This window comes from Erwinia sp. 009765445, assembly GCF_058137865.1.
Genome location: NZ_JBYUWC010000008.1, coordinates 181479 through 194150, shown reverse-complemented (window position 1 = coordinate 194150; position 12672 = coordinate 181479). Strand labels below are relative to the sequence as shown.

At 55.6% G+C, this 12672-nt stretch carries 11 protein-coding genes; 5 read left to right on the top strand and 6 right to left on the bottom strand.

Annotated features, from left to right (window positions below; all coding sequences use genetic code 11):
* Window positions 1-29 precede the first annotated feature (29 nt).
* Window positions 30-434: an OsmC family protein gene (locus tag AC3Y5R_RS10980; protein ID WP_158780918.1), complete on the bottom strand. Its 405-nt coding sequence runs from the start codon at window positions 432-434 to the stop codon at window positions 30-32.
* 310 nt (window positions 435-744) lie between these two features.
* Between AC3Y5R_RS10980 and crp the strand changes: the two genes are divergently transcribed.
* Together crp and AC3Y5R_RS10970 are read left to right on the top strand one after the other, a co-directional pair.
* Entirely contained in the window at window positions 745-1377 is a 633-nt protein-coding gene (gene crp / locus AC3Y5R_RS10975; protein ID WP_017803012.1) for a cAMP-activated global transcriptional regulator CRP, read from the top strand.
* A gap of 58 nt (window positions 1378-1435) precedes the next feature.
* Window positions 1436-3508 carry a YccS/YhfK family putative transporter gene (locus tag AC3Y5R_RS10970; RefSeq protein ID WP_489921367.1) on the top strand — a complete coding sequence of 691 codons (2073 nt, stop codon included), beginning with the start codon at window positions 1436-1438 and terminating at the stop codon, window positions 3506-3508.
* A 77-nt stretch (window positions 3509-3585) separates the two neighbouring features.
* Here AC3Y5R_RS10970 and argD read toward each other — a convergent pair whose 3' ends face one another.
* The 4 genes from argD to ppiA all read right to left on the bottom strand — a co-directional run bounded on the left by argD (window position 3586) and on the right by ppiA (window position 6718).
* Window positions 3586-4806, bottom strand: coding sequence for a bifunctional acetylornithine/succinyldiaminopimelate transaminase (gene argD / locus AC3Y5R_RS10965; RefSeq protein ID WP_489921366.1), 1221 nt, complete (start codon window positions 4804-4806; stop codon window positions 3586-3588).
* A gap of 87 nt (window positions 4807-4893) precedes the next feature.
* Window positions 4894-5469 carry an aminodeoxychorismate synthase component II gene (locus AC3Y5R_RS10960; RefSeq protein ID WP_489921365.1) on the bottom strand — a complete coding sequence of 192 codons (576 nt, stop codon included), beginning with the start codon at window positions 5467-5469 and terminating at the stop codon, window positions 4894-4896.
* A 33-nt stretch (window positions 5470-5502) separates the two neighbouring features.
* Window positions 5503-6063 carry a putative adenosine monophosphate-protein transferase Fic gene (locus AC3Y5R_RS10955; RefSeq protein ID WP_158780926.1) on the bottom strand — a complete coding sequence of 187 codons (561 nt, stop codon included), beginning with the start codon at window positions 6061-6063 and terminating at the stop codon, window positions 5503-5505.
* An 82-nt stretch (window positions 6064-6145) separates the two neighbouring features.
* Entirely contained in the window at window positions 6146-6718 is a 573-nt protein-coding gene (gene ppiA / locus AC3Y5R_RS10950; protein ID WP_158780928.1) for a peptidylprolyl isomerase A, read from the bottom strand.
* Window positions 6719-6990: 272 nt separating this feature from the next.
* Between ppiA and tsgA the strand changes: the two genes are divergently transcribed.
* Window positions 6991-8175 (top strand): MFS transporter TsgA, encoded by a 1185-nt coding sequence (gene tsgA, locus AC3Y5R_RS10945; protein ID WP_489921364.1) that lies wholly within the window; start codon window positions 6991-6993, stop codon window positions 8173-8175.
* Window positions 8176-8227: 52 nt separating this feature from the next.
* On the opposite strand, the gene AC3Y5R_RS10940 is transcribed toward tsgA, so the two are convergent.
* On the bottom strand, window positions 8228-9508 hold the full coding sequence (locus tag AC3Y5R_RS10940; RefSeq protein WP_489921363.1) for a cytosine deaminase: 1281 nt from the start codon (window positions 9506-9508) through the stop codon (window positions 8228-8230).
* A 250-nt stretch (window positions 9509-9758) separates the two neighbouring features.
* Here AC3Y5R_RS10940 and nirB point away from each other — a divergent pair, with 250 nt between their 5' ends.
* Entirely contained in the window at window positions 9759-12293 is a 2535-nt protein-coding gene (nirB, locus tag AC3Y5R_RS10935) for a nitrite reductase large subunit NirB (protein WP_489921362.1), read from the top strand.
* The gene (gene nirD, locus AC3Y5R_RS10930; RefSeq protein WP_489921361.1) at window positions 12290-12616 is read left to right on the top strand and encodes a nitrite reductase small subunit NirD; all 327 of its coding nucleotides are present in this window, start codon (window positions 12290-12292) and stop codon (window positions 12614-12616) included. Before nirB ends, nirD begins: the two co-directional genes overlap by 4 nt.
* Window positions 12617-12672 lie beyond the last annotated feature (56 nt).

The following is a 12672-nucleotide window of genomic DNA, read 5'->3' as shown; positions in this document are numbered from 1 at the left end:
TGCCCCGACAGTGCGGGGCTCGGGATATTTTACAGCTCAATCACTTCATAGCTGTGAGTGATCTCCACACCTTTGCCCAGCATCAGCGCAACGGAGCAATATTTTTCTGCTGAGAGATCGACAGCGCGGGACACAGCTTTATCGCCCAATGCGTTACCCGTTACGATAAAATGCAGATTGATATGGGTGAAGAGACGCGGAGCCTCTTCACGCCGTTCGGAGGTCAACTTAACCTCACAGTCTTTAACATCGTGACGGCCTTTTTGCAGGATTGAAACCACGTCAATCGCGCTACAACCGCCCGCTGCCATCAACACCATCTCCATCGGGCTGGGTGCTTTATCCCCTGAGTTGCCATCCATCAGCACCTGATGTCCTGATGAGGATTCTCCCAAAAAGGTCAGCCCTTCCACCCATTTGACACGTGCCTGCATAACAAACTCCTCTAATTCATTCAGTTAACACCAGATTACGCTTTAGCAACAAAAACGGCAATGCAGCAGATTTCGCACTATGCTGAAGCGAGACAACAGAAGACACTCGTGCAAAGCTGTGCTACAAACAAGGCTGTAATACTTTCGTCAGTACTCTACAAGCTTTGACGAAACGGAACGACATAACGAGCCTGGCTTCCCACAGAAGCCGAATAAATTTCCTGACAGGGAAACGCTTGACTATTTCAACGCCTGACAGGGAACTCTGCCCCTGTATTTAAGGCACGATGACAACAGAGGATAACAGCGAATGGTTCTCGGCAAACCGCAAACAGACCCGACACTTGAATGGTTCCTGTCACATTGCCATATTCATAAGTATCCATCCAAAAGCACGCTGATTCACCAGGGTGAGAAAGCGGAAACCCTCTACTACATCGTCAAAGGCGCGGTAGCGGTGCTGATCAAGGATGAAGAAGGCAAAGAGATGATCCTCTCTTACCTCAATCAGGGCGATTTTATTGGCGAGCTTGGCCTGTTCGAAGAGGGTCAGGAGCGCAGTGCGTGGGTACGGGCAAAAACCGCGTGCGAAGTCGCTGAAATTTCCTATAAGAAATTCCGCCAGCTGATCCAGGTGAACCCCGACATTCTGATGCGTCTCTCTTCGCAGATGGCGCGCCGCCTGCAGGTAACGTCCGAGAAAGTGGGCAATTTAGCTTTCCTCGATGTGACTGGTCGCATCGCGCAAACCCTGCTCAATCTGGCTAAACAGCCGGATGCCATGACTCACCCTGACGGAATGCAGATCAAAATCACCCGTCAGGAGATCGGCCAGATTGTTGGCTGCTCCCGTGAAACCGTTGGGCGTATTTTGAAAATGCTGGAAGATCAGAACCTGATCTCGGCGCACGGTAAAACTATCGTTGTCTACGGCACACGCTAACCGGCTCTGATCCTCGGCGCAACAGTCTCTGTTGCGCCTTTTTATTTGGTACGGAGTGATGTGGCGTCGAATCATTTATCACCCTGAAGTCAACTACGCACTGCGCCAGACGCTGGTGCTCTGTTTACCGGTTGCTATCGGATGGCTGCTGGGCGATTTGCAAAAGGGATTGCTGTTCTCCTTAGTCCCGGCCTGCTGCAACATCGCCGGTCTTGATACCCCGCATAAACGCTTTTTCAAACGCCTGATCGTGGGCGGTAGCCTGTTTGCCTCCAGCAGCTTTCTGATCCAGTACCTGGGTGCACACCAGGTTCCCCTGCCCGCTATTTTGTTCGTGATGGCGATGCTGCTCGGCGTGACCGGAGAGATCAGCCCGCTGCACGGACGACTGCTGCCCGGCTCGCTGATTGCGGCGATCTTCACCCTCAGCCTGGCGGGAAGGATGCCAATCTGGCAGCCGCCGATGCTCTACGTACTGGGCACGGTCTGGTACGGCGTCTTCAACTGGTTCTGGTTCTGGCTGTGGAAAGAGCAGCCGATGCGCGAAACGCTGAGCCTGCTGTATCGGGAGCTGGCCGGTTACTGTGAAGCTAAATATACCCTGCTGACTAAACTCACCGATCCGGAAAAAGCCCTGCCGCCGCTGCTGGCCCGTCAGCAGAAAGCGGTCGATCTGATCACCACCTGCTACCAGCAAATGCACATGCTGGCCGCCAATAACGATAATCATCACAAGCGGCTGACCCGCGCCTTTCAGGTGGCGCTGGATTTGCAGGAGCATATCTCCGTCAGCCTGCATCAGCCGGAAGAGGTGCAGAAGCTGGTGGAACAGAGCCACGCCGAAGCGGTGATCCGCTGGAACGCCCAGACCATTGCGGCCAGGCTGCGCGAGCTGGCAGACGATATCCTTTATCATAAGCTGCCTGAGCGATTTACCATGGATAAGCAGCTTCAGGCGCTGGAAAAAATTTCCCGCCAGCACCGGGACAATCCGGTCGGCAACTTCTGTTATTACCACTTCAGCCGCATTGCCCGCGTCCTGCGCACTCAGCGCCCACTTTATCAGCGCGACCTGATGGCCGACCGCCAGCGCCGTCTGCCGCTGCTCCCGGCCATAAGAAGTTATCTGTCGCTGACGTCCGCCGCGCTGCGCACCGCCGCCCGTTTTGCGGTGATGCTGACCTTTGCCAGCTCGCTGGCGCTGTTCTTTAACCTGCCCAAGCCCTACTGGATTTTGATGACGGTGATGTTTGTCAGTCAGAACGGTTACAGCGCCACCAGAGTCCGGATCCAGCACAGAGCGCTGGGGACCCTTGCCGGGCTGATTATCGCTGCCGTTACTCTGCGGCTGCAGGCCCCGGAGCCTCTGGTGCTGCTGGTGATGCTGGCAATCACCCTGATCAGCTACCTGTTTATCCGTAAGTTCTACGGCTGGGCGATGATTGGCTTTACCGTCACGGCGGTTTACTCCCTTCAACTGCTGTCACTGAACGGGGCTGATTTCCTGCTGCCGCGCCTGATGGATACGCTGATGGGCTGCCTGATTGCCTTTGGCGGCATGATCTGGCTGTGGCCGCAGTGGCAAAGCGGGCTGCTGCGGCAGAATGCGCACGATGCGCTGGAAGCCTATCAGGGAGCGCTGCAGATGCTGCTGGGCAACGAGCAGGACCCGGTAAAGCTGGCTTACCAGCGTATGCGGGTCAATCAGGCTCATAACGCCCTCTTTAACTCGCTGAATCAGGCGATGCAGGAGCCCGGTTTCGATTCGAGTTATCTGGCAGACATGAAGCTGTGGGTGACGCACAGCCAGTTTATCGTTGAGCACATCAACGCGATGACCATCCTCGCGCGTGAGCATACCATGCTGACGTCATCGCTGGCGGAGCGGTATTTGCAGTCCTGTGAGATTGCGTTACAGCGCTGCCAGCAGCGACTGGAATATGACGGCCCCAGCTCTGACACTAACGTGCTGGATGGCCAGGGAGAAATTCAGCAGGGTCCGGTGACCATTCTGGAAAGGCACGTGCAGCGCATATTGGGACATCTCAGCGTGATGCACACCATCTCATCACTGGCATGGTTCAATCGCCCACATCACGGGCGCTGGCTGTCGCGGCGCTTGAGAAAATAGACCCGATCGCTCAGGCCCCTGTTTGCTACAAACTCAAGGCGCAGGGAGTATGTTAACAACCTCGCCGTTTGCGTGCCTTAACCGGCCAGCACTTTCTCCACCGCGACGGCAAAGCGCCCCATCCCCTCTTCAATATCAGCCGGTTCGATCACCAGTGAAGGCGCAAAGCGGATCACATCCGTTCCTGCGTTAAGGATCATCACCCCTTCCGCCGCTGCAGCATTCAAAATGTCACGAGCCTTACCGGCATACTGTGGCTTGAGAGCCGCGCCAATCAGCAAGCCTTTGCCACGGATTTCACTGAACAGATCCAGCTTCGCGTCGATTGCTTTCAGCGCAGTGACAAACTGCTGGCGACGGGTTTCCACGCCGCTCAGCACTTCTTCGGTGTTGATGATATCCAATGCTGCTTCGGCCACCGCACAGGCCAGTGGGTTACCGCCGTAAGTGGTGCCATGCACGCCCGGTGACATGGTGGAGGCAATTGCATTAGTGGTCAGCATCGCACTGACCGGGAAGCCGCCGCCCAGCGCTTTTGCGGTGGTCAGAATGTCCGGCTCCACGCCGTAATGCTCGTAAGCAAACAGTTTGCCGCTGCGGCCCATGCCGCTCTGCACTTCATCCAGCACCAGCAGTGCCTGATGCTCATCACACAACTGGCGCAGGCCCTGCATAAACTCCGGCGTGGCAGGCATAATACCGCCTTCACCCTGGATTGGCTCCACCACGATGGCGCAGGTGTGATCATCGATAACCGCTTTGACCGCAGCCAGATCGTTAAACGGCACGTGGAGGATATCCGCCGGTTTCGGACCGAAGCCGTCCGAGTATTTCGGCTGCCCACCAACGGAAACGGTAAACAGCGTCCGCCCGTGGAAGGCGTTGTGGAAAGCGATGATTTTGCTCTTGTAAGGCGAATGGCGTTTTGAGGCGTAATAGCGGGCCAGCTTGAAAGCGGCTTCGTTCGCTTCACCGCCGGAGTTAGCAAAAAACACGCGATCGGCAAAAGTCGCTGCAATCAGTTTGCTGGCGAGGCGCAGCGCAGGTTCGTTGGTGAAGACGTTGCTGGTGTGCCACAGCGTCTCTCCCTGGCTTTTTAAGGCTTCCACCAGCGCCGGATGGCAGTGGCCCAGCGCAGTCACCGCGATACCGCCGGAAAAGTCGATATACTCTTTCCCCTGCTGGTCCCAGACCCGGCTGCCTTTGCCCTTCACCGGCACAAACTGAGCTGGTGCATAAACAGGCAGGATCACCTCATCGAACGTCGCCCGCGTTACCGCTAATTTATCCGCTGCCATTGACTACCTCATCTGTTTTTTTTACGTTGCAGGAAGTGAAATTATAATCACAAAATATGCATAAAAAATCAATCAAAGGAAACTTTTTCACTGCCGGAGGAAATTTTCCAGCAGCTGGTGTCCCTGCTCGCTGAGAATGCTTTCCGGATGGAACTGCACCCCTTCCAGCGGCAGATGACGATGGCGGAACCCCATAATCTCGTCAGGCTTGCCATCGCGCAGTGTCCAGGCGGTCATTTCAAATTCCGCCGGAAGGGACTCTTTCTCCACAATCAGCGAATGGTAGCGCGTCACCGTCAGCGGATGTTTCAGGCCGGAAAAGACGCCCCCATCATTATGCTCAATCGCCGACGTTTTGCCGTGCATCACTTCCCTGGCCCGTATCACCCGCGCACCAAAAGCCTGCGCGATAGCCTGGTGACCCAGGCAGACGCCGAGGATTGGCAGTTTTCCGGCGAACTCCGCAATCGCCGCCAGTGAAATACCCGCCTCGTCCGGCGTACAGGGACCGGGAGAGATCACCAGCTTTTCCGGCCGCAGGGTGGCAATTTTATCCAACGTCAGCTCGTCATTACGCCGGACCAGCACCTCTTCCCCCAGCTCACAGAAGTACTGACAGAGGTTCCAGGTAAAAGAGTCATAGTTATCAATAAGCAGCAGCATCGGCACTCCGGACCGGTTTGGAAGGCCGCTATTCTACGCATTTTCCGGCCGTTCGCTTACCACTTTGCCAAACGCCGCCGTGAGTAAAGCGAGATCGCCCGCCAGGCTGGTTTCAACCGCCGTATGCCAGCTTGCGGGGTCAATTTGCCGCCACTGGATATCGTAACCGCCATGGATGATCAGCTGCTCAAAGAACAGCCGTAGCGCACGGCCGTTACCGCGCAGGAAAGGATGTAAAACCGTCAGTTCGCAGTAATACCATGCCAGCCTCTCCACCAGCTGGTTTACCGGCAGGTCAGCCACGCCGATCTCCTCTTCCAGCGCCTGCATCAGCGCATTACCCTCTTTCTCGATATATTCGAAGTGGCAACAGGGTGTGTCGCCCAGTTGAATATCGACGCTGCGAAGTTCGCCCGCCCGATCGAGAACATCATGGAACAGTGCGCGGTGCAAAGCTCGCAGATGTGGCAGCCCCGGATTGGGTGCGCCGAGATCGAGAGTGGTACCGCCCAGCAGGAAACTGGCGAGGAAATTTGCGTCCTGACGTTGCTGCCAGAGGGAAGTTTTTTGCTTATCGGTTAGCTTTCCGGACATGCTGCCTCCTTTGACGGGGTCATCACTGCGTTGTGCAGACTTTCTGCACTAATTATAAGCAGCAATCCCCCGTCAGGAGGATTTATGGCAGGACTTTCGCGGAAAGGATCACTACCGGCTTCACCGGGACATTCTGGTAAGGGCCGACGTTCTGCGACTGAACCTGAGAAATTTTGTCTGCCACATCCTGTCCTTTGACAACTTTACCGAACACGGCATAGCCGAAGTCACGCTGACCGTGGTCAAGGAAGGCGTTATCCGCAACGTTGATAAAGAACTGGCTGGTGGCGCTGTCTTTGTCGGCGGTGCGGGCCATAGAGATAGTGCCGCGCTTGTTCAGTAAACCGTTGTCCGCTTCGTTTTTAATCGGCGCGTTGGTCGGTTTCTGCTGCATGTCAGCGGTAAAACCGCCGCCCTGCACCATAAAACCAGGGATTACGCGATGAAAAGTGGTGTTGTTGTAGAATCCACTGTTGACGTAATCAACGAAGTTTTTTGTTGAAACCGGGGCCTTCTGATTATTGAGTTCCAGCTCAATATTGCCGGCTGACGTGGTCAGCAATACGTGAGTATCTCCCTTCGCAGCCATCGCGGAAGCGGAAATCGTGGACAGCGCGAAAACAGTGGCAACCGCTGTCAAAGTACGTTTTAACATGAAAGATTCCTTACTTAGGGCTACAGGCCAGAAAAACAAAGTTGATTCTAAAGAGGCGCTTACCAACGCGCCAGCGTTTTACCTTAATTTACTTGTCACATTTTGACCGCAACCGATTCCCTGCAGCGAAAATGGTGATACTCATCACGAAACTCATGAATATGAAACGAAATGTTTCATTATTTATTTATGGCGATCACTAAAATCGCTAAACTGCCGACGCTTACCATGAGCGTCATGCTTCACGATCCCTCAGACTCACAGGTTCCACTATGACTAATCGCGATCGAATCGGGCTTACCTGGATCAGCTTTTTCTCCTATGCGCTGACCGGCGCAGTTGTGATTGTTACCGGCATGGTGCTGGAAAATATTGCGGATTATTTCCACCTGCCAGTCGCGCAGATGAGCAATACCTTTACCTTCCTTAACGCCGGTATTCTGGTGGCAGTGTTCCTGAATGCCTGGCTGATGGAGATCATCCCGATGAAGCGCCAGCTGATATTCGGCTTTGTGCTGATGGTGCTGGCGGTGCTGGGGCTGATGACCAGCCACAGCCTGAGCGTCTTCTCGCTGTGTATGTTCGTGCTGGGCGTGGTCAGTGGTATCACCATGTCGATCGGCACCTTCCTGATCACCCATCTGTATGAAGGACGGCAACGCGGCTCGCGCCTGCTGTTCACCGACTCCTTCTTCAGTATGGCAGGAACCATTTTCCCGATCATCGCCGCGGCTATCCTCGCACGTTCTCTGCCATGGTACTGGGTGTATGCCTGCATTGGCGTGATTTATGTGGCGATTTTCGTGCTGGCGTTATGTTTTGAGTTCCCGATGCTGGGCAAAAAGGCCGCGAGCCAGCAGACGGCTGAAAAGGAAAAATGGGGGGTTGGCGTGCTGTTCCTGTCGATTGCCGCCCTGTGCTACATCCTTGGTCAGCTGGGCTTTATCGGCTGGGTGCCGCAGTATGCCACTAAAAATATGGGCATGGACCTGACTCAGGCCGGTGGGCTGGTGGGCAACTTCTGGACCTCTTACATGATCGGTATGTGGGCGTTCAGCGCCATTCTGCGCTTCTTCGATCCGCAGCGCATCGTGACCGTGCTGGCTCTGCTGGCGACCGTACTGATGTACTGGTTTGTCAGCAGCAGCGATGCTTCCATGCTGAAGTGGATTATGATCAGCCTGGGCTTCTGCTCCAGCGCTATCTACACCACCATCATCACGCTGGGCTCGCTGCAGACCAAAGTTTCCTCGCCGAAGCTGGTGAACTTTATTCTGACCTGCGGCACCGTGGGCACCATGCTGACCTTCGTGGTCACCGGCCCGATTGTGGAAAAAAGTGGGCCGCACGCGGCGCTGATGACTACCACCGGACTGTACGCGGTGGTGTTCGTGATGTGTCTGTTGCTGGGCTTCGTCAGCAAGCATAAACAGCCCGGACATATGTCCTTGCACTGACAGTTGCAGACGAAAAAGCCGGGATTTCCCGGCTTTTTTCCTCCATTCCCGGCTACCTTTTAAAATCTACGTACTCGCTTTCAGCCAGATGGATGGTGGTCTCCGCCGGTTTAGTTTCCGCAATCACCCTGCCGTGGCGGATTGAATAGCGGGTTGGTACCTGGCGGCGCAGCGCATCAAAGCCATTTTCAGCAGGTAAAATAATCAGGTTGGCGCTGTTGCCAGTCTGGATGCCGTAATCCTTCAGCTGCATTGTTCTGGCACTGTTATCGGTGATCAGCTTGATCCCCTCATCCAGCTGGCCGTAGCCCATCAGCTGGCAGACATGCATCCCCATCTGCAATACCTGAAGCATATTGGCGGTCCCCAGCGGATACCAGGGATCGAACACGTCGTCATGCCCGAAGCAGACGTTGATATCGGCCTCCAGCATCTCCTTCACTCGCGTGATACCACGGCGTTTCGGATAGGTATCAAAACGGCCCTGCAGGTGGATATTCACCAGCGGGTTGGCAACGAAATTAATACCGGACAGCTTCAGCAGACGGAACAGGCGTGAAGTATAAGCCCCGTTATAGGAGTGCATGGCGGTGGTATGGCTGGCGGTTACTCGCGCACCCATTTTCTCGCGCAGCGCCAGAGCGGCGACGGTTTCCACAAAGCGTGACTGCTCATCGTCAATTTCGTCACAATGCACATCGACCATGCGTTGATACTTCTGCGCCAGCGCGAAGGTTTTGTGCAGTGACTCGACACCGTATTCGCGGGTAAATTCAAAATGTGGAATGGCCCCGACCACATCCGCTCCTAACTTTAACGCCTCTTCCAGCAGCGCTTCGCCGTCCGGATAGGAGAGAATACCCTCCTGTGGAAAAGCGACCAGCTGGATATCGACCCACGGCGCCATCTCCTCTTTCACCTCCAGCATCGCCCGCAGCGCTATCAGCGAGGGATCGGAAACGTCAACGTGGGTACGAACATGCTGAATACCGTTAGCAATCTGCCACTTCAGCGTCTGCCGGGCGCGCATCTTCACGTCTTCATGGCTCAGGAGAGCCTTGCGCTCGGCCCAGCGTTCAATCCCTTCAAACAGCGTGCCGGATTCGTTCCAGGCCGGTTCACCCGCCGTCTGCGTAGTATCAAGATGGATATGGGGTTCTATATAGGGTGGGAAGGCCAGGCCCCCTTCCGCATCCAGCGAGCCCTCAACGGACGCATTTTGCGGCTGTGGCGAGAGAGAGGCTATTTTGCCGTCGCGGATAGCGATCTGCCATAACCCTTCGCGCCAGGGTAAACGAACGTGATTAATCCATTTCAAATGAACAGCCTGCATGGAAACGCTCCTCAACGTCAGTAGTCTCTGTTAACCATACCACTGTTTTGAGGCCGTGCACGGCTGATTGGTCTGGATGCTGATTTGGCCTCGCAAAGTAAAGCCGAAGAATATCCGCAGGTTAGTAAAAACATCGGGAAATCAGCAATCTACCCATAAAGGAGTATTTAAAAAACGTATTGATGTACATCAATACCCCCTCTGCTTTGCGCGCTATTGTAGCGGCATAATTTTGCAATGTGAGGCAAAAATGAGCACCCGACTCGTCATTATTGGCAACGGCATGGTTGGACATCGTCTGATCGAAGAACTGGTTGAGAAAGCCGTTCCAGGCCAGTTTGCCATCACCGTTTTTTGCGAAGAACCCCGCGTGGCCTACGACCGCGTGCACCTCTCCGCCTATTTCTCCCATCATACTGCTGAAGAGCTGTCGCTGGTTTCTGAAGGCTTTTACCAGAAGCACAATATAGAAGTGCTGGTTGGTGAACGCGCCATCACCCTGAACCGCAAGGAAAAGGTGATCTACTCCAGCACCGGCCGCGCCGTCTACTACGACAAACTGGTGCTGGCTACTGGCTCCTATCCGTGGGTTCCGCCGATTAAAGGGGCTGAAGGTCAGGACTGCTTCGTTTATCGCACCATTGAAGACCTCAACGCGATTGAAGCCTGCGCACGCCGCAGCAAACGTGGCGCTGTGGTGGGCGGTGGCTTGCTGGGGCTGGAAGCGGCGGGCGCGCTGAAGAACCTCGGCATTGAAACCCATGTGATCGAATTTGCCCCGGTGCTGATGGCCGAACAGCTGGATCCCATGGGTGGACAGCAGCTGCGACAGAAAATCGAACGGATGGGCGTGTTCGTTCATACCAGCAAAAACACTCAGCAGATCGTCGACCGCCCCGGTGGGGGCAAAACCATGGAGTTTGCCGACGGCAGCGAGCTGGAGATCGATTTTATTGTCTTCTCTACCGGTATTCGCCCGCAGGATAAACTCGCCCGCCAGTCAGAGCTGCCGTTAGGCCAGCGCGGCGGCGTGCTGATCAACGATCAGTGCCAGACTGAAGACCCGGACATCTATGCCATCGGCGAATGCGCCGCCTGGCAGAACCGCATCTATGGTCTGGTGGCTCCGGGCTATAAGATGGCGCAGGTGACCGCAGACAAGCTGCTGGGCAACGACAATGCTTTCGTTGGGGCGGATATGAGCGCCAAACTGAAGCTGATGGGTGTGGATGTCGGCGGGATAGGTGATGCCCATGGCCGCACCGAAGGCGCGCGCAGCTATGTTTATCTCGATGAGAACAAAGAGGTGTACAAGCGTCTGGTGGTCAGCGCCGACAACAAGACCCTGCTTGGCGCGGTGCTGGTTGGCGATACCAGTGACTACGGCAATCTGCTGCAGCTGATGCTCAATGCCATTGAGCTGCCGGAGCACCCGGACACGCTGATCCTCCCGGTACATGCGGGCAGCAAACCGGCCATCGGCGTTGAATCACTGCCTGAAACAGCACAGATTTGCTCATGCTTCGACGTGACCAAAGGCGACCTGGTCAAAGCCATTCAGAACGGTTGCCACACCGTGGCAGCACTCAAGGCGGAAACCAAAGCGGGCACCGGCTGCGGCGGCTGCGTGCCGTTGATGACCCAGGTGCTGAACGCCGAGCTGAGCAGCCAGGGCATCGAAGTGAATCACAATCTTTGTGAGCATTTCAGCTACTCCCGTCAGGAGCTGTATCACCTGATCCGCGTTGAAGAGATCAAAACATTCGACCAGCTACTGGCGAAATACGGCAAAGGTTACGGCTGCGAGGTCTGTAAGCCCACGGTCGGTTCCCTGCTGGCCTCCTGCTGGAATGAATACGTGTTGAAGCCACAGCACACTGCCCTGCAGGACAGTAATGACAACTTCCTGGGCAATATCCAGAAAGATGGCACCTACTCAGTGATCCCACGATCTGCGGGCGGCGAAATTACGCCGGAAGGTCTGATGGCGATTGGCGAAATTGGCCGTCGCTACAACCTCTACACCAAAATCACCGGCTCACAGCGTATCGGCCTGTTTGGCGCGCAGAAAGATGACCTGCCCGCTATCTGGAAGCAGCTGATTGCCGCAGGCTTTGAAACCGGCCATGCCTATGCCAAAGCACTGCGCATGGCAAAAACCTGCGTGGGCAGCAGCTGGTGCCGCTTTGGCGTGGGTGACAGCGTTGGTCTGGGCGTGGAGCTGGAAAACCGTTACAAAGGCATCCGTACGCCACACAAGATGAAGTTCGGCGTATCTGGCTGCACCCGTGAATGTGCCGAAGCACAGGGTAAAGATGTCGGCGTGATTGCTACCGAAAAGGGCTGGAACCTTTACGTCTGCGGCAATGGCGGGATGAAGCCGCGCCATGCAGACCTGCTGGCGGCCGATCTGGATCGTGAAACCCTGATCCGCTATCTCGACCGTTTTATGATGCTTTATATCCGCACTGCCGATAAGCTCCAGCGCACCTCGCTGTGGCTGGAGAGCCTGGAAGGCGGCATCGGCTACCTGCAGCAGGTGATTATTCACGACAAACTGGGCCTTAACGCACAGCTGGAAGCTGAAGTTTCCCGCCTGCGCGAAGGTTTCACCTGCGAATGGCAGGCAACCGTCAGCGACAGCAGCCAGCTGGCCCGCTTCTCGCACTTTATCAACAATACGCAGCGTGACCCGCTGGTACAGGTAGTGACCGAGCGCGATCAGCACCGTCCGGCCCGCCCGGATGAGCGTATTCCTGTGGTCCTGCTGGAGGAGCAACCATGAGCAAATGGCATTCCGTCTGTGCCTTAGAGAGCATCCTGCCCGCCACCGGCGTCTGTGCATTGGTGGCAGGCCGTCAGGTCGCTCTCTTCCGTCCCTCAGCAGAGGAAACGGTTTATGCCCTGAGTAATATTGATCCCTTTGCTCAGGCCAGCGTACTATCACGCGGCATCATCGCCGAACATCAGGATGCACTGTGGGTTGCCAGCCCGCTGAAAAAGCAGCGCTTTCGCCTGAGCGATGGCCTGTGCATGGAGGATGCCGACCGCTCGATTGCGGCATGGCCCGCCAGAGTGCGGGATGGCCAGGTTGAAGTGGCCGTCTGACTCCTGACTTCTCTTGTGGCCGCGCTTAGCGGCCCTTTTTTATTACTGTGAGCGTC